Raw genomic sequence first — 19,486 nt, forward strand, 5'->3', positions numbered from 1 at the left:
AAAAGTGCAGAACCCGAGTTATGCGGTTCTGCACTCTCTTTAATAAATATGCTTTGTTGACCTGACCTGTCCATGTATTACCTCACTATGTTATAATTCCACTACCATTTAGTATCCAGGAGTTGGTGACATGGCTACTTTTGTACAAAACGCACTATATTTATTGGGAAGTATATTTATCATTACTAGTGCTCTTTTCATCTTCATGAGCTTGTTTTCTTCTGGAGGTAATACGAGTTTGCTCATTCCGTTCTTTGCCATTTTAAATGGATTTATCGCAATTGCGATTGGGGAAATTCTTAGAACATTAAAGGAAAAAAGTATGTAGTCACGCTGTTTCTTCACTACTTTCCTCCTGCTCCAAACGCTCCTTTCCGTAGAGGCTGACTGCTAAAGAAGCAATCCATATAAGAACACCCAGAACCAGTAAGATCGCTCCGAACACAATAAAAACAGTGATATATCCCTGATATATATATTCAAATGAACCCATGGAATTACTTTGTGCTACCCACCAGTCCGCAACTCCACTGCCAATACCAGGAGCGAAAAAGAGAAAAATTCCTCCCGCGATCATACTGAACAAACCCCAAAGCCTTGCCGTTATTAAATGATTTTCCTTCATATTGCAACCCCCTACTATTGTTTATATTCATAAAGTGAAAGCAGCCTTTCTAATGAAAGACTGCTCTAGTGTAAACTTGGGGACAGCCCCCGAAGTCTACGCTTTACTCTTTATCCTTTGATGCTGCGGCTTCGTCTGATTTTTGGTTTGTGACTGTCTTCTGAGCCGGTGCTTCTCCACTGTTGTTGACCACAGTGTGCGTGTTACCGCGGTTTACCATATCAGAAAGCAACTTGGAAACGTCAATTCCTGTTAGCTCTTTAAGTGGTTCCTGGAGTTCAACCATGGTTTGGGTGATGCTTTTGCCGTAAGATGCGACTCCGTTCCCACCACCCGTATCAAGAATTTTAACGGATTCGATATTTTCAAGCGGTTTAGCAATTTTCTCTGCGTAGATCGGCAGCATGTCGATCAGTTTCTCGGCGAGGATGACTTCACCGTGCTCTGATATCGCTTCTGTCAATAGACGTCTTGATTCGGCTTCCGCCTTACCGCGCTCAAGAATAACCTGAGCCTCTGCCAGACCGGCTTCACGTTTGATACGTGCCTGGGCTTCCCCGTCAATTTCCGCTTTACGCGCTTCTGCTTCCGCCTGTCGGGTAACGGAGTAGTAATCTGCATCGGCTTTCGCCTTGCGGATCTTGTTTTCTTCCTCTTCAATCTGCACCTGACGTGAACGCTCAAGTTGCTGGATTCGCAGTTCTTCTTCTTTGCGTTTTGCGACCAGCATCAGTTCTTCTTCCTGAACCTCTTTATCAAGCTTAGCTTTTTCAAGTGTGTACGATTGCTCGGATTTCGCCCGTGCACGTTCTGTTTCTTCTTTGATCGCTGCATCTTTTAGATCCTTTTCTTTTTGTGCAGCGGCAATTTCAGTCTGACGTTTGTATTCTTCTTCTTTCGCCTCTTTATCAGAGTTTGCACGCTGTATACGTGTTTCTTTTTCTGAGTTGGCTTCGGCAATTTCAGCCAGTTTACGAACTTCTGCAATACGTGGACGGCCAAGGTTCTCTAAATAACCATTTTCACTGTCAGCATCACGAAGGTCAGTCAGACCAAGAGATGTAATACGGAATCCCATATCATCAAGCTGCTTTTGTGCAACCTCTGTTACTTGAGCGTTAAATGATTCGCGGTCTTCATTGATTTGCTCAACCGTCATTTTTGAAAGGATGGCACGAAGATTCGCACTGAGTACCTCTGCAATTTCTTCTTCAAGCTCTGCTGATTTCTTCCCAAGGAACTGCTCGGCATAGTTGGCGATCCCTTTCAGCGTGTCTGCCACCTTTACCATTGCAACCGCATCAGCCACGATCGGCACACCGCCATTTGTATAAACGCGTGGCGTTGTCAGCTTCAGCTGAAACGATGTCAGTTCAACCGGTGTTGCTGTCTGGTGCATGCGGAGAAGATGCCCGCCACCACGGATGATTTTCATCGAACGGCCTTCATTGTCCGTGAAAATATTCGTTTCTTTCTTCGGATCACCTAGTTTAGGTCCTGTAATAATGAGTGCCTGGTTGGAACGCGCTGTTCTGTAGCGGATCTTGTAATAAACAAACACAACCGCACCAACGATCGCAAGCACGACCAAAATCGGAATGATGATTGATAACGCTGCTAAGATTTCCATTTATGTATTCCTCCTTAAAATAAATTGATTATTCCAACTATATGTACGTGCAGGATTGGAAAAGGTTCCAGAAATCTTTTAAAAAAGGTGAAGGAATCCAGAAATGAATTTTTCCGGCCGGCATCTATCTTTCTATTAATCAATCAACCGGGTACACTAATTCATTAGATTAACGATTTGATGTTCAAGATATGATCTCGCTGAGTCTTCATCTATCTTAAAAAACAGTGCCTGGAGAAAAAACTTTAAAGACGTTTTAACACGGTAGCGCTCCAAATCTGGTAGAGAATCTGAATGAAAAACCACCTCTCTGATAAGCTCCTGCAAATCTATTAACCATCCGTCTAACTCAAATCTTGTTGTGTATGCTAAAAAGGCGATTGCCAGTCTTTCCTCTTCTTCATCATGATAACCAGGCGCAGATGTTAAGAAGTGCGCAACACCTTTGATTACCAACCCTAGCTCGCCATCACCCGTTAACGGATGCAAAGCAATCGCCTCCAGCAAATCAGCTGCATGGGCAGCCGCATGAGCCCAGCCTTTATCCGGCACATACCCTCTTAAATCATTCTCAGATGAAACATAGTACTGGACCACATCGACAATCCGCTCATAATAATCCTTCGAAAGGAATCTGCGTTCATGATCCTGCTTTAGCAATAAAGCAAAAATGAGTGCACTGAACGAACGGGTGAATAAGTCATCAGAGACAGATTGATTGATTCCGCTCAGTAACTTCTTCTGTGTCAGCAGTTGTTCAGTGATTAAATGCAGCTGCGAATCACTGAATCTATTCTCTGTGACGTATATACCAAATGCCTGGTAAATCAGTTCATCCCTTAAAACCGGATCCGTTGAACCAATGTGAGTAATCATATGTAAAATAAGGTTATCCGATAGTTCACCCTTGTTTTTCAATGTCATCATTAAAATTTCTTTCAGCTCTTGCTCAGTCACTTCACCACCGGCCCTTTCACACCCAAATGCCAATCCTCAATGAAAGGTGCCTGATGAGGATTGATGTCTTCAGGCAGATGTCCGCGATGAAAAAAGACAAGCTCTTTACTCTCAAGGCTCTTAACCGGTTTTGGATTGTTCAATTTTGCCTGGAAAATAATTTGCACACTGTACACCTTATCTCCATTCTCATATTCCGAAAATCCATTGACACCAGAATAAATACCATATAATTGGATCTCCGCAAGGTTAAGCCCGGTTTCCTCAAATACCTCACGCCTTACCGTCTCCTCAAACGTTTCACCAATTTCAAGAATGCCACCCGGAATGCCCCATTCAGAAAAGTCAGACCTTCTTTGCAGCAAAAGCCGGCCATGCTCATCCTCCAGTAAAACACCACATCCGACTGTCAGAAGTGTTGAGGAGCCAATCATTTGTCTCATCGTTTGGATGTAATGGTTCACTTCACCACCCCTTTAAAATCCTAAAGCAATCAACTCAAGATGCGTTTCAAACCTCCCACAAAGGAAATAATAACCACAAGTACTCTTTTTCAGTTTAACAGAATGGGGGCATGTCTTCATGAAGATTTTGGGAATGATTTTGGTGCTTTCCATATTTCTTACCGGCTGCAGTGAGCCCGTCTCGATGGATGGCAAGCTTGGCGGGTCGTTGTCTTCATTTGTGGAGACGTATGGGGAAAATCAAAAAGCTGAAGATGATTTGCTTTATGATTATATTTCAGATGAAGGTGTAGCTGCGGTCTTTATGGAGGATCAGGCTTCCGTAATCACGATTGACTTAACATCTGAAGGCCAGGAGTTATTATCGATTGAGGATGCGGGCGAATACGCGCTCAGCTTTGCGCCTTCTGATGCAGATGAAGTGGAAAGAACACAGGATCCCTAATCTATTGGACAGGTCATCGTTTTTGAGAGTAAAAGTCTTGGAGAGGTTCAAAGCAATGATCGATTTTCTATGCAGCTGCTTTCTGAGGACGGCAGGATTGTCACATTTATTCATTTACGGACAGAGCCGGATGAGGAATGATCAAGTCCATACCTCATCCAGCCTTGATTTATAAAAGGTCAGTGCCTTTTCATAGGCTCTGATTGACTCATCACTTGTCGTTTCGAGTAAGCTGGTCAACAGAAGCTCCATCGCATCATGATGTTCCCCGAGATTATATAGACTTAGCGCATAAAAAACGCGTATGGCATGCTCATTCGGGAAAAGTTTGATGCCTTTCGACAGGACTTTTTTTGACTTATCATATTCCCCAAGTGTGCGGTAAGTACTGCCTAATCCAAGATAAGCTCCCTTTAACTGGTCAACAGTCAACCCTGCTTCGATCGCTTTTTCATAATGTGGCACGGCAGCGGCTTCAAGTCCCAACACATCTAAACTCCACGCACATTGATAACGGACCTCCGGATTCTCAGGATAGGCTTCTGCAAGCCGGATCAACAGCTCATTAGACTCTTTCAGCTTCCGTTCATCACGTAGCTGAACCGCCTGTTTCACGGTCTCTTCAATGTTCATACTTGCTCTCCTTTTTCCAGATATTCTTCTTTTAAATGTGGATCTCTATAACGAGCCATTCCCGTCACCACTTTTTGGAACCCGGTTTTCTTATAAAATTTTTCATTACCTGTGGTTGAAATCAGATGAATACAAGACAGGTCACCAAGCTCATGGATGAGACGTTCCATCATTTCCTGCGCAATCCCCTGACCCTGATATTCCTGATGTACCACGACATCATAAATCGCTGCATTAAAAACACCATCTGACAGCGCTCGACTGAAGCCAATAATGCGATGATCATGTTTGGCAAGAATGTAATGCGTGCTCGCCTGAAATACCCGTTCAATCTGCAGCTCAGTGTGCTTCATCCAGCCCACTGATTCATAGACCTCCTTCATCTGACTGCACACGCGTGGCCCCTGCATTTGATAAGTAATCACAGCACTCAACCTCTTGCCTCCCACTCCTCAAAACTCATCATGTTAAAATCCTCTTCAACATCGAGCCGGATTGGCGTAATCAATTCAAGTGAGTTTCCGTCCGGGTCGTCAAAGTAAATGGCAGCATGTGCCTGAGGGTTATTTGGCAGTACAAGCGGCTGACGTGTTTCATCAAAGCCAAACATGGTTCTGACTTCAATTCCACGTTCATTCAGCCAGTGTTTCGCCCTCAGGATATCTTCTTTCTCAGCATGAAACGCTACATGACGGATAGAAGCATGGTAAGGAATCTTCACCTGTTCTGTCTCCCACAACCCCAGCCAGCTCTCACCCTTCACAATCCACATAAAAGCAATTTTCTCCTGCTCATGCGCAAGTTCAAGTCCGAGCTTTTCGTAAAAAGTAATCGAAGCCTTCAAATTACTTACCGGTAAATGCGCCTCGTACAATCCTTTTATCATCTTGATCACCTCACCCTTACCATATCAAATTTGACAATGTTTCTTTTCAGCCGTAAGTCGGAAATCCACTTAAACATTCGTTTGTAAATAACCTCCCCTTTCTTTAAATTTACAGGAAAACGGTTGAAATTTTCAGTTTATTTCGGCATCCTTATATACATACTCTTACCTATAAAGGAGATGCGATGTTTATTCGAACGATCTTACTGACCGCCATTACTGTTTTATTGCTTATTTTTCTCTTAATAAAAATTGTTCCGTTTTTATTAAAAAAGAAAAGCTTTCCTAGAAAAACGTCCCTTATTTTCGCCACTTTTCTATCACTGACAGCTGTGCTGTTTTTTTATCAAAGCTACTTCTTCACATTTGATCAGACAAACGGAACACGATATAAAGGTCCTGTTGAATCACCAACAGGCGACTATACAGCAACCTCTTATTTTAAGGAATATGGAGGTGCTGCCGGCGGTGTACATGTATGGGTTGATATCACCTTTCATGACCACGACAATAAAGACAAAACAATTTATTTAAGTGATGCGAAAGGTATGTTTTCTTTATCCTGGAAAGACGATGCAACATTGTCCATTGTGAATAAGGACGAGTTTGAAGACACCAGCACGTTATTAAACGTGGAATCAGACATTTATCACGATACCGGCTTAGCGTGTCAGAGTTTGATCATTAAAGATGAATATGAAAATTGTTACGCAAATGAAAGCTGACCAACACAAAGACACTCAGATTATTTGAGTGTCTTTGTTACTCTCCCTTCAAAAAAGGAAGTAAGCGACTGCTTTCTATCCCCAAAATACCATTCCTTATAATCCGCGAACACGGCTTGGATATTCCCCTGATACACGCCTTCAACGAGGTGTTTTACCAGCAGATAACTCCTCCGGTAGTCAAAAAAGATACTGGCCAGCGATGCATCGTAGGAAGCTGTACCAAAATCATCAAGAGGCCGATGTCCGTAGTCATCCTGAAAGGCTTCAACCAGATGTTTTTCAACAGAAGTCGTTTTCTCAAACTCTTCATCCCCGAGCATCAGCTTCCTTGGAAGATACTCACACATCCCTTCCTCAAACCAGATACTGTTCTCCCGTTCATCTTCAAAATCGTCGTAAAACAAGTCCAGATGATGTGTAAGCTCATGCCCTAAAATCGCCAGCAGATGCTGCCCTGAAAAGTTCCTGAAAAAATTATGAATATCAATCGGCAGATCTTTCCCCTGTAATTGCGATAAAAACATCTCGCTCCACCATGTCAGATCAGGTGAAAGATAGATCAGATCTTTTCTTGTAAAGGCGGGGATTGGAGTATCGCTGAAAATTTGAGTCGCAGCCTCAGACGTTGTCCATATGACTGCTTTCGGTGCATCCTTTAATTCAAACTGCTCCTCAAGCACGCGTTGGTAATCTTGTATTTTCACTTTAAAATCATTAATCATTTCTTCATACTGCTGTATTTCGTCAGCAGTCTCAAACGCATAAAAATGTTTCATGGTTAACTCCTTTCATTCCCCCTCCACAAATGCACGCTGATACCCTGGCTTCCACACGAGCATAGAAAAGGCTGAAGCGGTAACGAGCATGAGCAATGAAGCAGTGACAATGGCTTCCCGTAACGAGAAGAAATCTGCAGCAAGCCCCAGCAGTAACACAAACATCACCTGGAAAGCACTCTGGATTAATTCGAACACGCTGGTCACACGGCCCATGATCTCAACGGGCACATTATTCTGATAAAACGTTTCAATCCCTGAATTGAGGAATGACATGAAAAAACCGAGAATGATAAAGCCGGTTGCGATCGATGCGAACGACCAGGCAAACGAATAGACGAGATAACCCGTTGTAACCATCAAAATCCCGATCGTCATCATCATCCGAATCGACAGCCGGTCTGCCAGAACCGAAAGAACAAACCCACCAACAATGGCACCAATGCCCGTAATACTGATGAGCATACTGTATTCAAACTCTGACAATCCCACCACTTCCCTTGAGAAAACAACCTCCTGAGCATCCATCGCAAACGTAAACAGCATCACTGCGAGAAAGCTCATATAAACCATCGCCACATAAGAATGCGCTTTGACAAACTCCATCACCACACTGAAATCAGCTCCAACCTGTTTCATCGTGAGTTTCGGGATAGATGCCCGATCAATCTCCTCTTTGTCAGGCAGGCCAATAAACAGTAAAGCTGCCAGCACAAAAAGAATGGAAGTGAGCCAGATAGTCAGATCAACGGAAGAAACCAAAATCATGACACCTGCCAACGCCGGCCCTAAAATAAATGCCCCTGACATCGTGAGCGCGCGGATTGAATTAAACCTTTTTCTCATCGTAAGAGGAACAAGCATGGTGATGTAAGTTACAGAGGAAGGACCAAAAAATGATTTCGCTACACTTAACAAAATCAACAATAAATAAACGATCATTACATTTGGTGCAAATGGAATCAGTGCAATGAACAAGGCTCTGACCCAATAAGTTGTGATGATCACTTTTCGTTTACTTCTGTAATCAATGAAGCTACCTGTCCAGAATTTCATGACAATATTCGTCAGCGGTCCAACAATCCATAACCCTGCAACTGCCGCAGCTGATCCTGTCATATTAAAGACAATCAGATTAATCGCCACCAGATAAATAAAATCCCCCAGTGACGAGATGCCGGTTGATGCTAAAAGCAGACCCGGAGCCCGCCACTTTTGATTTGAAGTCATGTCATCACTCCATTATGTATAAAATTCCATATGTTCTTTATCCTGCCTGTAATAATCAAGCCGATCCTGCAGTGACCCTGTATGAAGTTCAAACTTATGACCATCAGGATCTGTAAAATAGACCGACTCCCGATCCCTGTCATCTCTTTTTCTTCCGTTCAGGATATGAACATTCAGTTCCTTCAACCTTTTCAATTCATTCTCCAGATCCTGTTCATCCAAGGTGAAAGCAATATGAGTATAGGAATCATGTATCTCTGAACGTGGAATCTCTTTTTCCTCGTTTAACGCCAGCCATATTCCGTTCAAGTCAAAATAAGCTGTCGTATTCCCTTTCACAAGCAGTTTTGCATTAAATACTGTTTCGTAAAATGAAATAGATGCTTCCAGATTTGAAACAGAGAATAAAAGATGGTTAATCCCTTTAATCTTCATTTGTCAGCTTCCCTCCATCGTTCCAATTCCCATACATTTTGCCCTTCTTTGTCTGCTGGATAAAGTTTGCTAATCTCCTTTCAAATTCAGGATGACCCGGCCGGAATTCCTGAATATAACCAATTCTCACCCGCTTGTAGAGATCAGGCAGTGCTTCAAATCGGCTCTTTACATGTTCATCTTCGATTATTTTTTTGTACACCTCAGGCTGGATGACAAAAGACTTCTCATCTAAATCCGGACATACTGAATATCCTGATGGATGCATTTTTCCAAGGCGGATTAATCTTCTGGCTCTTTCTTTGTTTAGCTCAGTCCAGTTACTATTCTTTTTCCTTGGAGTGAACCTCTGAAGCATGTGACTCTCTTCTGATTTTTTTGCAATGCCATCAATCCAGCCAAAACAAATGGCTTCTTCCACTGTTTCGATATAATCAAGCATATAACCATTTTCTGTTCGTGGATTTTCAAGCCAAACTTCCCGTTCATTTAGATGATTTTGCTCTAGCCACTTTCTCCACTCGATGATTGATGCAACACGCAACGTCTTCATCACCAAGCCTCCCATCAATGAATGATGTGATCGATTAAACCTCTTTTACATAACCATAAAGCAGATAATTTCTTCTTTATTATCTCTAATATAATATCCCTCTTTTAATGATCATAAGTTCAAATCCTTCTCATATCTTTTATTGATTGTCTCTATCGACTGAACTGCATCAGGTATTCTATTTTATTCCGATCATACTCACGACAAGGCGGGAAATGATGAATTTTTTACATAAAGGAATTGCTATCTTTTTTGGAAGCTTATTAATTGCTATAGGAGTAAATCTTTTTTTAGTCCCAGCGAAGCTACTCGACGGAGGTGCGGTTGGGATTGGCTTAGTTTCGCATTACGTTACTGGCGTTCAGATCGGTCTCGTTGTGCTTTTAATCAATATTCCAATTTTTGTTTTATCCTGGTATAAAAATCGTTCCTTTTTTTATAACGGCCTTCACGGTATGATCTTATCTTCTTTCATGATTGATCTGTTCTCGCCATTACAGTTTTCTGAATGGTCAACCTCTGCTTCTTTTATAAACGCTATTCTCGGTGGGATAAGTGTTGGAATCGGCATTGGAGGAATGCTGCAACGAAATATCAGTATTGGAGGAACCGATCTTTTAGGTCTCCTGTTTGCCAGACGACATAACATCAATCCAGGCTTCACCATTTTTATCATTGATTTTGTGATCGTTTTTACCGGAAGTCTGATCCTTGGAGGAGACTCTCTGTTCATGTCCTGTTTGACAATCTTTTTTGTAGGCATCACGACCAGTCTCATGTCATCAAGAATATGGTCGAAATAACCCACGGTTGAACTCAGCTAAACTCTTTCACATACCCATAAACCGGCACGACCCTGTCATGGTCAATCTGATCAATCCCATGCTCGTCATAGGCTTCATAAATGCTGTCCACCAGAGCAAACCTGACCGGCTTCCCGTCACTTTCAGCCAGCACTCTTCCCTCTCCAGGCTTTACACTCACCGGCTTACGCAGACCTTTCTCCACCCCAAAAACGTCGTAGTACTTAACCGACTGAACAAAGCCCTGTTTTTCATAAAAGCGGTTCGCCGCCTCATCATCACGCGTATAAAGCTCAATGAAAGACAAGTTCTCATATTGGTCTAGTCTTTTTATCGCTTCATTATATAACGCCTGTGCAATGCCGCTTTGCTGATGGTCAGGATGAACAGCAATCGTGGCGATAAAAGCACCGTGTTCTTTTCTCAAAAAAGTAAGCTTATTCTCAGGATCATCGAGTACCACATCTATTAATCCAATGACCTCGTCATCCTGTACCGCGATCAGTTCAATCGATCGATTAGAAAACACTGGTTTTTCACGTACTACGTCCTCATAAAAGGCAGAATAAAAATAAGAAAGCAGCCTGCATCTGAGCCAGCTCTGCTCGAATTGTTTTTCATAGTTTAGAATCTTCATTTTAAATCCCCTAACATGTAAAAGATGAAATCCTCAACACTTCCCGTGAACCCCTCAACCTCCGGCAAATGATAAAACGTACTCGTCTGGTCAAAATCCCACGCACGTTCATCTGGCGCAACTAAATAAATCTTCTTTCTTTGAGCAAGGGCAAGCCCCATTTCAATAAGTGTTCCTTTCCCGCCAGGCAACAGCACGATCAACAAATCAGCCGCTAAAACTGCATCACGTTCCAGTTCTCCAATCTCCCGCAGCATGTCATAACTGCTCGCCCGCTCATTTTTTGTCCAGTCATATGTATGAATCCAGCCATTTGTTTTCAGTGATTGACTTACGTGCTGAACTGCATGTTTATTTTGAAAGCCGGATGCGATGTAGAATTTCATAGTTTTCTCACCACAAATGTAACGGCCCTTGTATTAAGTTGAACGGCCAGACCGTTTCTCTCAATTTCAAACGTTAACACTTTTATGTGATGATCTAATACATCCCATCCCTGATATCCGCTAGTCAAAATAGCATCTAAATCTCTGGTAGACAAATCGACTTCTAACTGGACATTCAACTGTTTCCCTGTGGTCATATCAATCTCTTCCATATCCGTATTAATAACCAAATAGTGTATACCTCTCTCTCTTGTACCAGCTCTCATATTTGAAAGAATTTCTTTGAAATCATTCAAACTGGCACAATGCTCAAGGCTCGAGACAGCTACAATATAATCATATGTATGTTCAGCGATCCTAAAGTCTTCGATCGTTGACTGGACACTTATTATTTGATTCTCCACTCCATACTTTCGACTGTACTCCCTCAGTTTCACAATCGCCGACTCCAAAAGATCTACACACGTCACCATACCACCTGAACTTTGAACCTTCTGTGCAATGGGAATACTGTTCCTTCCTACACCTGAACCGATATCCAATACATTGATATTCTTATAGTCAAACAGATCTACTGTCTGAATAACAGATCGAACTGGACTCACAAGCCAGGATCCAGGTTCAAACAAAACCGATTCCTCGTAAACCTTGTCATGATAGGCTTTTTCTTCTTTTCTGATTTCCTTTACCCTTGCATCCAACCTCACACCTCCATCCTCATCACCCGCTGATCACCTATGGGTCCGCCGATTCGCCTTCCTGTGTCTTCGAATCCGACTTTGCAATACAAATCAAATGCGCGGTCGTTTTTCAGGTTCACCGAAAGCACGACCTCTGAATAACCCGGTAACGCCTGCCTGACCCAGTCAGATAACAGCCGTAAGCCCGCTGTACCATACCCTTTCCCCTGATGATCAGCCGACACTGAAAAGGATCCGAGCAGAATGGCTGCCGGATGATCCGTTAACGTCCTGACGAACTCATTCGTATGTAAGATGAAAAAACCAACCGCCTGCTCATTGGCTGTTATAACGACTGGATGCTGGCCTTCCTTTAACTCCGCTAATTTCTCAAGCGGCATTGCCGTAAACGGGAGCTGTTCAGGAGGCAGCACATATCGCTTCAAATCCTCAGCATATTGGTCTGAATAATGTACAAGGCGCACCTTAGCGCTGTGACTGTTGTCCAACGATGAGTTCTTCACGAAAAACCTCCTGTATTTTAATTAAAAATCGTTTGGCGTCCGAATGCTCACCCAATGTCTCCTTCAGCCAGTCGCCTTCTCTCTCTAAATATAAAAGAATCTCATCAGCTGCCTGTTTATGATGACCGGGTGTCAGCTTCGATAAAATGGAACGAAACTCAGCCACTTGAACTTCTGGAAGCTCTTTCTCCATACACTTCAACCCAAGCTGTGCCCGATCAGGCCTGTATTGATGCAGCACGACCTTTGCCAGACTTTTCGTAACCGCATGTAACAGTTCAACCGCCAACACGTCATTGCCGCGCTTGCAAGCTTTTCTGTATTGAAAAAGAAACCATGCTACACCGTAAGCCTCCCCCTCAAACTCTTCTTCAGATAGCGTCAAATGCTGCCTCGAAACAAACTGATCCATGATGTTATCCTGGTCATACAGTACCTCAAAGAAATCCGACGTTTTAAACGTTTCCTCTGTCACTGTAAACAAGTCAACATGTAGAAGATTGTCATACACAGCAATGATCTGAGGAGCAATAATAAAGCAATCCTCATAAAAAAGAATCGGTCTGTAAGCTTCAAGATGCCGGATACGGTCCTTTAGAAATCGTTCCGTATCCTCTTTCTCTACAAAGCAATACAGATCGACATCCGAAAAATCGTCTCCCTCTCCTCTTCCCAGCGAGCCTTTTAAAATGACTGCTTTCACTAACGGATTCCCGCTCAGAGATTCCGTTAATGCACGAACCGCTTCTGTCTGGATTTTCATTTACTCACTTCCCTTCTTTCTCACCTTCAAGCTCCGCCACGCGGTTTTCCAGATAGCGAAGACGCTTGTGGATTTGATAAAACATCGGTGCATAAAATAGAGCAATTAATAGAGCCCATCCCATCTGTTTCACCTCACTTGAGTGCCTTTATCAGTTTCCGCTCAAGCCTCTCTGCATATTTTTCATCTCTCATGGCCCGATCCGGATTCGCTTTGCCAATCACACATCGTACCGCGTCATCCTTCTCAACCTTTTCCGAATGGTCCTGAAAATAAGGCTGAAAGCGGGCACTCCGGCTCAGCATGTTTCTATTCTGGTCCACGACATCATCTGACGGTGTACTGCGAAAAAACATCTGTAAACTCATCCCTAAATCCGCCAACACATCTATCCACATTTACAGCATCCTCTCTGCATTAAAAAACCCTGTCCATTACATTTATTGTAACGGACAGGGTTTCCATACACTACCTTTTTCGATTATTCACACAATAAAATAAGTCCAGACGGACAACAAAATTGAGACTGTTAAAATAACTAAAAATGGCTTCATAGCACGGTCACGAATGTCCTCCAGACTGACATTCAATCCAAGCCCCACCATTGCGGCAGTCAACAGCCACGTCGTCAGATCAGAAATAAAGTCCAACACCTGATCTGACATAGGAATAACCGGACCGATCACATACGTTCCAATCACACTTAGTAATAAAAATCCTACTAAAAACCACGGAAAAGCAATCTTTGCTTCAGCAGATTCTGAAGCCTCTGTTTTGCGGTTGACCCAGTAAACGAGAATCAGACAAAGTGGGATTAATAGAAATACACGGCCAAGCTTTGCAAGCAGCGCCATCGCCAGTCCCTCTTCACCCGCAGGTTCTCCGGCAAGCGCTACATGGGCAATCTCATGAAGACTTAATCCAACCCACATGCCGTACTGCACATCATCTAAAGGAAGAATAGGGCGCAGCAATGTATAAGCTAATGCAAAAATCGTGCCGAGTAAAGCGATCATGCCAACTGCGATCGCAGTATCCCTTTCTTTCGCACGGATAATCGGTGCCACAGCTGCGATCGCTGCCGCACCACAAACGCCCGTTCCAACCGCCACCAGCATCGAAATACTTCGATCAGCACGGAGCTTTTTCGCCAGCCATATGGTCGCAAAAATCGCGAAGATAATAACAGCAGCATCCCTCGCAAGTAATCCAAGCCCATCATTCAGCACAATCTCAATATTGAGCTTCAATCCATACAAAACGATCGCCACACGCAACAGGCGTTTCGTGGAAAAAGTGATACCTGAACGGATCTTATCCGGATAACCGAAAATCTGACGGTAAAACACCGCCAGTACAATCGCTCCAGCCAGCTGACCCACACGATCAAAGCCTGGTACCAAAGCAAGTAAATACCCGAGAAGGGCGATAAAAAAAGTAAAAAGCACGCCGCTAAGCCATGCCTGTTTTGATGATAACGTCATGATGCGTCACTCCTCTATTGCACATCATACGCCCAAACTGTTCATAAGAAAAATTAATATTTATAATAATAACAATAAGTAAAATGATAATTGAGGTGATCCCGATGGACCAACAACTGCAAATCTTTATCACTGTCGCTGAACAAAAAAGCTTTTCTAAAGCCGCATCAACCCTTCACATGACTCAATCCGCCGTCAGTCAGCATATCAGAGCATTTGAAGAAAAAATGGGTTCAAGACTGCTCGAACGCACGAATAAATATGTGCGGTTAAATCAGGCCGGTGAAATTGTTCTCCATCACGCAAAAGAAATGGATCGACTTTATCAGCACATGAGGCGTCTTGTTGATGACGTCACCAATCAGGCAAGCGGCCCACTGACGATCGGTGCGAGCTATACCTTTGGTGAATATGTGCTGCCGCCGATTATTGCAAAGCTGCATCAGCTTTATCCCGACATACAGCCATCCGTTGAAATCGGCAATACGGCTCATATCGCCGATCTAGTCAGTCGCAATCATCTTGATATCGGCATTGTGGAAGGTCATTTCAAACAGGAGAAGTCATTATCGACTACTAAACATTCCAACGATGAAATGGTCATTGTGGCTTCAAGCAGGCATCCTTTAGCGAAAAGAAAAAGACTGGGGGCTTCATTGCTGGCTGATCAGCTGTGGATCTGCCGGGAGGAAGGTTCAGGAACACGCGAAGCAGCAGAACATGTTTTCAAGCTGCTTGATATTTCTCCATCTAACATGATGATCTTCAGCAGCACACAGGCGATTAAGGAAGCGGTTGAATCCGGACTTGGCGTCACCCTGTTATCGAAATGGGCCATCAAAAAAGAGCTGGCCCGCGGCGACCTTGTTATGTTGCCTGTTAAAGGTTTACCGTTTAAAAGAGAATTTTCAATCGTCACCGCTTCTTCCTTTCAGACAAAGGCACTTCAGGTATTTATATCATTGTTGGTTTCAGAGGACGGAAGTGTGATGTTGAGCGATTCAATTGTAATTGAATAAGATGGAGTTGAGGTCGATTGACCCGACTGAGTCGATGATTCTATTTGTTTCTGAAGCTGCGCAATCTGATTTTGCAGCTCCTGAAGCATTCTGTTTTGCTCATCCTGTCTTTGCTGATCTTCAATATTACTTTGAATTTCCTCTTCTACTGCGCGGACTGCGGCAACCGTTCCAATCGCGTCTGCAATCGTTGTCAGAACCGCCGCCACTACGGCAAGCCTGGATGCCGACAAGCCGCTGCTGCTATTGATGCTATTGCCCGGGTCAAATGGAAATAAAGGATACGACATACGCTGTGCCTCCTTTAACGAGGGCATGATTTGGTTTAGTTTAGTGAATGCAGAGGTGGGTGGATTGGTGACGGGGTTTTTGAATCATTTGTGTGGGATGGATATGGGATTCGGGCTTCAGCAGGGATTCCTTCATTCCGTTTCGTTTTTCAATCTTTCTGGATTTTTTATCCTTCTTTCCAGAATTGAATTGCTTCTTTCCAGCACTTTATTCCTTCACCAGCCTCTTCACGCACTCTTTTCCCTTCATTCTGGTCTTCTGTCAATAAAGTGGACACTAAATAAACCTTCTTATCTTTTGAAGCCTAGCGCGCTTTGCTTGCTCAACCAGCCATCACCATCGGTTCAAAGGCGAACCGATGGTGATGGCTGGTAACGTTTAAGAAACCGTCTTCCGTGAGGAGGCTTGATGCTTTTTTTCATAAGCCACTGGTGATAAATAGCCAAGTGTTGAATGACGTCTTCGTAAGTTATAGAATTCACCAATATAACGACTGATCTCTTTTCTTGCTTCTTCACGTGTGCTGAAGTGATGTCGATACACCAGTTCTTTTTTCAATGTCGCATGAAACGATTCGATGCAGGCATTGTCATAAGGATCGCCTTTTCTGCTCATGCTGATTTGGATCTGATGACGATCCAGCTCTTTTGTGTAGTCATCCGCGCAATACTGGGATCCACGATCAGAATGATGAATCAGAGGTCCAGTCGGATTCCTTAGTAATAGTGCTTGTTGAAGCGCATCAAGCGGCAATTCTTTCTTCATGGTGGAATCTAAGCTCCAACCAACAATTTTACGGGAAAACAAATCCATGACACTTGCGAGATAGAGCCACCCCTCTCTTGTTCGGATGTAGGTGATGTCCGACACCCAGGCTTCATTAGGCGCATCAACATCGAACGTGCGATTCAGATGATTAGGATAGACATCTTGATCGTGATTCGAGTCTGTTGTCACGACGAATTTTTCTTTTGGCGATGCACTCAATCCCATCTCTTTCATGAGTTTACCAATTGTCCGTTCGGACACCGAATAACCCCATGATTTAAGATCCTGATGAATACGAGGACTCCCATATAAACCATAGCTTTCATAGTAAGATCGTTTGATCTTCTGTTTGAGTTCTTCCTGCCAAGCTTGACGTGCCCGTCGTTTCTCAGAGTTCTGTTCCTGACGCCATTTGTAGAAGCCGCTTTTTGACACCTCCAGTACTTTGCACATCTTCACTACGCTGTATTCACCAATATGATTTTGGATAAATACATAGACTACGTTCGGCTTTTGGCGAAGACATGCATGGCCTTTTTTAAGATTTCAATCTCCTCATCTCGCTCTTTCAAGGCTTTCTCTGCTTCGTGTAGTCGCTGCTCGATCTCTGTTGGCGTCAACAATGGGGCATCTGGCGTTGCTGGACTCTGTTTTTTCAACCGGTAGGCTTTTCCCCATTCCCGCACAGTTGTCGGGTGCACATCGTACTCATAAGCCAGGTCCGTTGCTTTTCTTCCTTCTTCAATATACAGCTTGGCAATATACTCTTTCTCTTCTGGTCTTTTTTGTTTCCGCATGTTGAACACGTCCTTTTTATTGGTATCCTCAGTATGATAAAAAGGATATCTACGTGTCCACTTTTTATTCTAACTTCACTAGTGATGGAATCATTTTTTCAAACGAATGAATTAATTTCCAGAAAGAAGGGATTTATTTTTCAAACGATTGAATAACTCAAAGCAATGAAGGAATTCTCATCGGCAGCCTTGTCTTCTGAAATTAAACACCATTTACCCAACCCCATCCATCCGCGAAAACACCCCTATGCACCACATCATCAATCTTCCGCGTCAAACTCCGCTCTCCAAACATCAAAAAACCGAAACAGCATCACCTGTCCCGGTCTCATCAAACCTTTAGTTTTGCGTTCTTCTACGAACAGCGAATACGCCGCCTGCTGCAAGAGCCATCACGCCAAGTCCGGTCCACAGTGCCATATCAGAATGGCCGGATGTCTGGCTTCCACCTAAGCCTGCATTTGGCATATCGCCAGGCATTTCACTGCCGAACTGATCAGGGAACTGGGCTGCAATGGCTCCCCCCAATGCTTCTCCAACACCATACATGTACTGGTAGCCTTCACGCAGCTTCATCACTGCCGTGTCGTAGTCTCCATCTGCATAAGCCTGTGCTGCTTCCTGTTTCAGTTCTTCATGACCTAAAACAGCTGCCTGTGCATCAGCTGTTGGCAGGTTTTCTTCTGTTGCCGCTCCAAGGAATGCACCGAAGTCGTTTGCAAACGTTGTGAACTGATCTTTCGCAGCATTTACTGCTTCTTCATCGCCTGCAGCAAGACCTGCCGCTAAAGCACCTTCTGCTTCAATATGGTTAGCAGTCCATACACTTTCAAACTGACCGGCTGCTTCATCTCCGTAAATAGAAGCAATCGCTGCTTTGAAATCCTGTGTATGCATATCTTCTGCCCATGTAACAAAATCATAATCCGCAGTTCCTTCAATACCGCTGATCATACCCATTACCGCTAATGCATGGTGTTCTCCAGCCAGACTGTTCAGTGTTGAACGGAGATCAGATGCGGCTGATGATACGTCTCCTCCAAATTGATCCGGATATTGTGTTGCGATCGCACCGGATAATGCTTCAGAAATCACAAACATATGATCATAGCCTTCACGGAATGCTTCAAAGGCACCTACATAGTCTTCTGCCACATAAGCGTCAAAGAAGGCAAGTACGTCTTCTTCATGAGCACGAATTGCTTCCTCTGCTGCATCCTGTGGAAGGTTACCTTCAGTTGCTGTAGCTAAAAATGCTGAAAACTCAGTGACAAATGCCTCTACTTCTTCCTCTGCTGCCGCGCGGGCTGCATCATCTTCAGCCTGTGCAGCTGCTACGATATCCGCCGTGTAATCATTATGCCCACGGAAGATCCGCTCAAATTCAGCAGCCCCTTCTTCACCGTAAATTGATGCAATGGCAGGCGTCATATCCGCTGCATTCTGATCAAGCGCTTGAATAAACGCCTCTTCATCCGGCGCATCCAGATAATCCTTTACCATTGCGTTAGTTGCCAGTACGAAGTGCTCTGATAATAAGTAGTCAAGGTCAGCGCGAAGATCCGCACCTGAGCCTGTTTCTTCTGCTGATGCTGCAGTTGGCATTAATAGCGCCATTCCCAAAATCGGAGCGGCTGCTTTTTTCAGTTGTTTTTTCATGTTGCTCACTCTCCTTGTTTTGACCGTTTAGGCAGGAAACGGAGCAACGAGAGAAATGGATCAATTTTTTTATGAATTTGTTTGAATCATTCATTAAGAAAAATAAAAAAACAGCGCAGAGGCTGTTTTTTAAATCGGCTAAATCAAATTCATAAACCGCGCAGAGGACATCCTTCGCTTTCCGTTGTCCAGCTCCAGCGGGCAGGGACTAGCAAACTTCCCGTCCTCTCGTTCGATAAGTCAACATCGGTTCACTTCGTTCACCGTGTTTCCTTTATCTTCGTCGAGGCCAGTCCAGTTTGTACGTCCCTAA

27 protein-coding genes are annotated in these 19,486 nt (G+C 43.6%); 4 read left to right on the forward strand and 23 right to left on the reverse strand.

The annotated features are described in order from the left end of the window. Positions 1-108: 108 nt before the first annotated feature. The 5 genes from E2491_RS04875 to E2491_RS04895 all read right to left on the reverse strand — a co-directional run bounded on the left by E2491_RS04875 (position 109) and on the right by E2491_RS04895 (position 3,676). A complete protein-coding gene (locus E2491_RS04875) occupies positions 109-345 on the reverse strand; it encodes a hypothetical protein (RefSeq protein WP_134373517.1) in 237 nt (78 codons plus the stop codon). Beyond that, a complete protein-coding gene (locus tag E2491_RS04880) occupies positions 329-625 on the reverse strand; it encodes a hypothetical protein (protein WP_134373519.1) in 297 nt (98 codons plus the stop codon). The genes E2491_RS04875 and E2491_RS04880 overlap by 17 nt, the downstream gene beginning before the upstream one ends. 103 nt (positions 626-728) lie before the next feature. Then, positions 729-2,255: a flotillin family protein gene (locus E2491_RS04885; protein WP_134373521.1), complete on the reverse strand. Its 1,527-nt coding sequence runs from the start codon at positions 2,253-2,255 to the stop codon at positions 729-731. A 156-nt stretch (positions 2,256-2,411) separates the two neighbouring features. Further along, positions 2,412-3,212, reverse strand: coding sequence for a DUF2785 domain-containing protein (locus E2491_RS04890; RefSeq protein ID WP_134373523.1), 801 nt, complete (start codon positions 3,210-3,212; stop codon positions 2,412-2,414). Next, positions 3,209-3,676 carry an NUDIX hydrolase gene (locus tag E2491_RS04895; RefSeq protein WP_134373525.1) on the reverse strand — a complete coding sequence of 156 codons (468 nt, stop codon included), beginning with the start codon at positions 3,674-3,676 and terminating at the stop codon, positions 3,209-3,211. The genes E2491_RS04890 and E2491_RS04895 overlap by 4 nt, the downstream gene beginning before the upstream one ends. A gap of 118 nt (positions 3,677-3,794) precedes the next feature. On the opposite strand from E2491_RS04895, the gene E2491_RS04900 reads away from it, so the two are divergent. Continuing rightward, positions 3,795-4,121 carry a hypothetical protein gene (locus E2491_RS04900; RefSeq protein ID WP_134373527.1) on the forward strand — a complete coding sequence of 109 codons (327 nt, stop codon included), beginning with the start codon at positions 3,795-3,797 and terminating at the stop codon, positions 4,119-4,121. Between the two features lie 141 nt (positions 4,122-4,262). On the opposite strand, the gene E2491_RS04905 is transcribed toward E2491_RS04900, so the two are convergent. The 3 genes from E2491_RS04905 to E2491_RS04915 are packed head-to-tail and all read right to left on the reverse strand — an operon-like array spanning position 4,263 to position 5,640. Then, positions 4,263-4,754 carry a tetratricopeptide repeat protein gene (locus E2491_RS04905; protein ID WP_134373529.1) on the reverse strand — a complete coding sequence of 164 codons (492 nt, stop codon included), beginning with the start codon at positions 4,752-4,754 and terminating at the stop codon, positions 4,263-4,265. Continuing rightward, positions 4,751-5,164, reverse strand: coding sequence for a GNAT family N-acetyltransferase (locus E2491_RS04910; RefSeq protein ID WP_244093888.1), 414 nt, complete (start codon positions 5,162-5,164; stop codon positions 4,751-4,753). Before E2491_RS04910 ends, E2491_RS04905 begins: the two co-directional genes overlap by 4 nt. A 20-nt stretch (positions 5,165-5,184) precedes the next feature. Beyond that, on the reverse strand, positions 5,185-5,640 hold the full coding sequence (locus E2491_RS04915; protein ID WP_134373531.1) for a VOC family protein: 456 nt from the start codon (positions 5,638-5,640) through the stop codon (positions 5,185-5,187). A 185-nt stretch (positions 5,641-5,825) separates the two neighbouring features. Between E2491_RS04915 and E2491_RS04920 the strand changes: the two genes are divergently transcribed. Next, positions 5,826-6,365 (forward strand): DUF5412 family protein, encoded by a 540-nt coding sequence (locus E2491_RS04920; protein ID WP_134373533.1) that lies wholly within the window; start codon positions 5,826-5,828, stop codon positions 6,363-6,365. Between the two features lie 20 nt (positions 6,366-6,385). Here the strand turns inward: E2491_RS04920 and E2491_RS04925 are convergent, their stop codons facing one another. The 4 genes from E2491_RS04925 to E2491_RS04940 are packed head-to-tail and all read right to left on the reverse strand — an operon-like array spanning position 6,386 to position 9,362. After that, the gene (locus E2491_RS04925) at positions 6,386-7,144 is read right to left on the reverse strand and encodes a collagenase (protein ID WP_134373535.1); all 759 of its coding nucleotides are present in this window, start codon (positions 7,142-7,144) and stop codon (positions 6,386-6,388) included. A 12-nt stretch (positions 7,145-7,156) separates the two neighbouring features. Further along, positions 7,157-8,374, reverse strand: coding sequence for an MFS transporter (locus E2491_RS04930; protein ID WP_134373537.1), 1,218 nt, complete (start codon positions 8,372-8,374; stop codon positions 7,157-7,159). Positions 8,375-8,386: 12 nt separating this feature from the next. Beyond that, complete coding sequence (fosB, locus tag E2491_RS04935; RefSeq protein WP_134373539.1) at positions 8,387-8,809, reverse strand: metallothiol transferase FosB; 423 nt, start codon at positions 8,807-8,809, stop codon at positions 8,387-8,389. Then, positions 8,799-9,362, reverse strand: a complete 564-nt coding sequence (locus tag E2491_RS04940) for a YdeI/OmpD-associated family protein (protein ID WP_134373541.1) — start codon at positions 9,360-9,362, stop codon at positions 8,799-8,801. The genes fosB and E2491_RS04940 overlap by 11 nt, the downstream gene beginning before the upstream one ends. A gap of 215 nt (positions 9,363-9,577) precedes the next feature. On the opposite strand from E2491_RS04940, the gene E2491_RS04945 reads away from it, so the two are divergent. Next, entirely contained in the window at positions 9,578-10,165 is a 588-nt protein-coding gene (locus tag E2491_RS04945; RefSeq protein WP_244093886.1) for a YitT family protein, read from the forward strand. Positions 10,166-10,178: 13 nt separating this feature from the next. On the opposite strand, the gene E2491_RS04950 is transcribed toward E2491_RS04945, so the two are convergent. From E2491_RS04950 to E2491_RS04980, 7 genes are all read right to left on the reverse strand, one after another. Then, positions 10,179-10,802, reverse strand: coding sequence for a GNAT family N-acetyltransferase (locus E2491_RS04950; protein ID WP_134373543.1), 624 nt, complete (start codon positions 10,800-10,802; stop codon positions 10,179-10,181). Beyond that, on the reverse strand, positions 10,799-11,188 hold the full coding sequence (locus E2491_RS04955; protein ID WP_134373545.1) for a nucleoside 2-deoxyribosyltransferase: 390 nt from the start codon (positions 11,186-11,188) through the stop codon (positions 10,799-10,801). Before E2491_RS04955 ends, E2491_RS04950 begins: the two co-directional genes overlap by 4 nt. Next, positions 11,185-11,889: a class I SAM-dependent methyltransferase gene (locus E2491_RS04960; RefSeq protein WP_134373547.1), complete on the reverse strand. Its 705-nt coding sequence runs from the start codon at positions 11,887-11,889 to the stop codon at positions 11,185-11,187. The genes E2491_RS04955 and E2491_RS04960 overlap by 4 nt, the downstream gene beginning before the upstream one ends. 2 nt (positions 11,890-11,891) lie before the next feature. Further along, positions 11,892-12,392 carry a GNAT family N-acetyltransferase gene (locus E2491_RS04965; protein WP_134373549.1) on the reverse strand — a complete coding sequence of 167 codons (501 nt, stop codon included), beginning with the start codon at positions 12,390-12,392 and terminating at the stop codon, positions 11,892-11,894. Then, positions 12,355-13,155, reverse strand: a complete 801-nt coding sequence (locus tag E2491_RS04970) for a nucleotidyltransferase domain-containing protein (protein WP_134373551.1) — start codon at positions 13,153-13,155, stop codon at positions 12,355-12,357. Before E2491_RS04970 ends, E2491_RS04965 begins: the two co-directional genes overlap by 38 nt. A 134-nt stretch (positions 13,156-13,289) precedes the next feature. Beyond that, complete coding sequence (locus tag E2491_RS04975) at positions 13,290-13,523, reverse strand: hypothetical protein (RefSeq protein WP_134373553.1); 234 nt, start codon at positions 13,521-13,523, stop codon at positions 13,290-13,292. 117 nt (positions 13,524-13,640) lie between these two features. After that, positions 13,641-14,639, reverse strand: a complete 999-nt coding sequence (locus E2491_RS04980; RefSeq protein WP_134373555.1) for a YeiH family protein — start codon at positions 14,637-14,639, stop codon at positions 13,641-13,643. Positions 14,640-14,743: 104 nt separating this feature from the next. On the opposite strand from E2491_RS04980, the gene E2491_RS04985 reads away from it, so the two are divergent. Next, entirely contained in the window at positions 14,744-15,658 is a 915-nt protein-coding gene (locus E2491_RS04985; protein ID WP_134373557.1) for a LysR family transcriptional regulator, read from the forward strand. Here the strand turns inward: E2491_RS04985 and E2491_RS04990 are convergent. The 4 genes from E2491_RS04990 to E2491_RS05005 all read right to left on the reverse strand — a co-directional run bounded on the left by E2491_RS04990 (position 15,586) and on the right by E2491_RS05005 (position 19,173). Then, the gene (locus tag E2491_RS04990; RefSeq protein WP_134373559.1) at positions 15,586-15,948 is read right to left on the reverse strand and encodes a hypothetical protein; all 363 of its coding nucleotides are present in this window, start codon (positions 15,946-15,948) and stop codon (positions 15,586-15,588) included. The two genes, E2491_RS04985 and E2491_RS04990, sit on opposite strands and share 73 nt — an antisense overlap. A 379-nt stretch (positions 15,949-16,327) precedes the next feature. Then, positions 16,328-17,206 (reverse strand): IS3 family transposase, encoded by an 879-nt coding sequence (locus E2491_RS04995; RefSeq protein ID WP_244093889.1) that lies wholly within the window; start codon positions 17,204-17,206, stop codon positions 16,328-16,330. Positions 17,207-17,217: 11 nt separating this feature from the next. Next, entirely contained in the window at positions 17,218-17,514 is a 297-nt protein-coding gene (locus tag E2491_RS05000) for a transposase (protein WP_134373563.1), read from the reverse strand. Between the two features lie 339 nt (positions 17,515-17,853). Continuing rightward, the gene (locus E2491_RS05005; RefSeq protein ID WP_134373565.1) at positions 17,854-19,173 is read right to left on the reverse strand and encodes a copper amine oxidase; all 1,320 of its coding nucleotides are present in this window, start codon (positions 19,171-19,173) and stop codon (positions 17,854-17,856) included. Between the last annotated feature and the right edge of the window lie 313 nt (positions 19,174-19,486).

The sequence above is a fragment of the Jeotgalibacillus sp. R-1-5s-1 genome, assembly GCF_004405105.1.
GTDB lineage: Bacteria > Bacillota > Bacilli > Bacillales > Jeotgalibacillaceae > Jeotgalibacillus.

What these genes read in the sequence shown, in the direction of transcription:
- E2491_RS04955 (WP_134373545.1), bottom strand. Translation starts at nt 11,188, where the DNA reads ATGAAATTCTACATCGCATCCGGCTTTCAAAATAAACATGCAGTTCAG.
- E2491_RS04975 (WP_134373553.1), bottom strand. Translation starts at nt 13,523, where the DNA reads ATGAGTTTACAGATGTTTTTTCGCAGTACACCGTCAGATGATGTCGTG.
- E2491_RS04885 (WP_134373521.1), bottom strand. Translation starts at nt 2,255, where the DNA reads ATGGAAATCTTAGCAGCGTTATCAATCATCATTCCGATTTTGGTCGTG.
- E2491_RS04950 (WP_134373543.1), bottom strand. Translation starts at nt 10,802, where the DNA reads ATGAAGATTCTAAACTATGAAAAACAATTCGAGCAGAGCTGGCTCAGA.
- E2491_RS04925 (WP_134373535.1), bottom strand. Translation starts at nt 7,144, where the DNA reads ATGAAACATTTTTATGCGTTTGAGACTGCTGACGAAATACAGCAGTAT.
- E2491_RS04880 (WP_134373519.1), bottom strand. Translation starts at nt 625, where the DNA reads ATGAAGGAAAATCATTTAATAACGGCAAGGCTTTGGGGTTTGTTCAGT.
- E2491_RS05005 (WP_134373565.1), bottom strand. Translation starts at nt 19,173, where the DNA reads ATGAAAAAACAACTGAAAAAAGCAGCCGCTCCGATTTTGGGAATGGCG.
- E2491_RS04900 (WP_134373527.1), top strand. Translation starts at nt 3,795, where the DNA reads ATGAAGATTTTGGGAATGATTTTGGTGCTTTCCATATTTCTTACCGGC.
- E2491_RS04945 (WP_244093886.1), top strand. Translation starts at nt 9,578, where the DNA reads ATGATGAATTTTTTACATAAAGGAATTGCTATCTTTTTTGGAAGCTTA.
- fosB (WP_134373539.1), bottom strand. Translation starts at nt 8,809, where the DNA reads ATGAAGATTAAAGGGATTAACCATCTTTTATTCTCTGTTTCAAATCTG.
- E2491_RS04980 (WP_134373555.1), bottom strand. Translation starts at nt 14,639, where the DNA reads ATGACGTTATCATCAAAACAGGCATGGCTTAGCGGCGTGCTTTTTACT.
- E2491_RS04920 (WP_134373533.1), top strand. Translation starts at nt 5,826, where the DNA reads ATGTTTATTCGAACGATCTTACTGACCGCCATTACTGTTTTATTGCTT.
- E2491_RS05000 (WP_134373563.1), bottom strand. Translation starts at nt 17,514, where the DNA reads ATGCGGAAACAAAAAAGACCAGAAGAGAAAGAGTATATTGCCAAGCTG.
- E2491_RS04985 (WP_134373557.1), top strand. Translation starts at nt 14,744, where the DNA reads ATGGACCAACAACTGCAAATCTTTATCACTGTCGCTGAACAAAAAAGC.
- E2491_RS04905 (WP_134373529.1), bottom strand. Translation starts at nt 4,754, where the DNA reads ATGAACATTGAAGAGACCGTGAAACAGGCGGTTCAGCTACGTGATGAA.
- E2491_RS04915 (WP_134373531.1), bottom strand. Translation starts at nt 5,640, where the DNA reads ATGATAAAAGGATTGTACGAGGCGCATTTACCGGTAAGTAATTTGAAG.
- E2491_RS04970 (WP_134373551.1), bottom strand. Translation starts at nt 13,155, where the DNA reads ATGAAAATCCAGACAGAAGCGGTTCGTGCATTAACGGAATCTCTGAGC.
- E2491_RS04910 (WP_244093888.1), bottom strand. Translation starts at nt 5,164, where the DNA reads ATGCAGGGGCCACGCGTGTGCAGTCAGATGAAGGAGGTCTATGAATCA.
- E2491_RS04990 (WP_134373559.1), bottom strand. Translation starts at nt 15,948, where the DNA reads ATGTCGTATCCTTTATTTCCATTTGACCCGGGCAATAGCATCAATAGC.
- E2491_RS04930 (WP_134373537.1), bottom strand. Translation starts at nt 8,374, where the DNA reads ATGACTTCAAATCAAAAGTGGCGGGCTCCGGGTCTGCTTTTAGCATCA.
- E2491_RS04940 (WP_134373541.1), bottom strand. Translation starts at nt 9,362, where the DNA reads ATGAAGACGTTGCGTGTTGCATCAATCATCGAGTGGAGAAAGTGGCTA.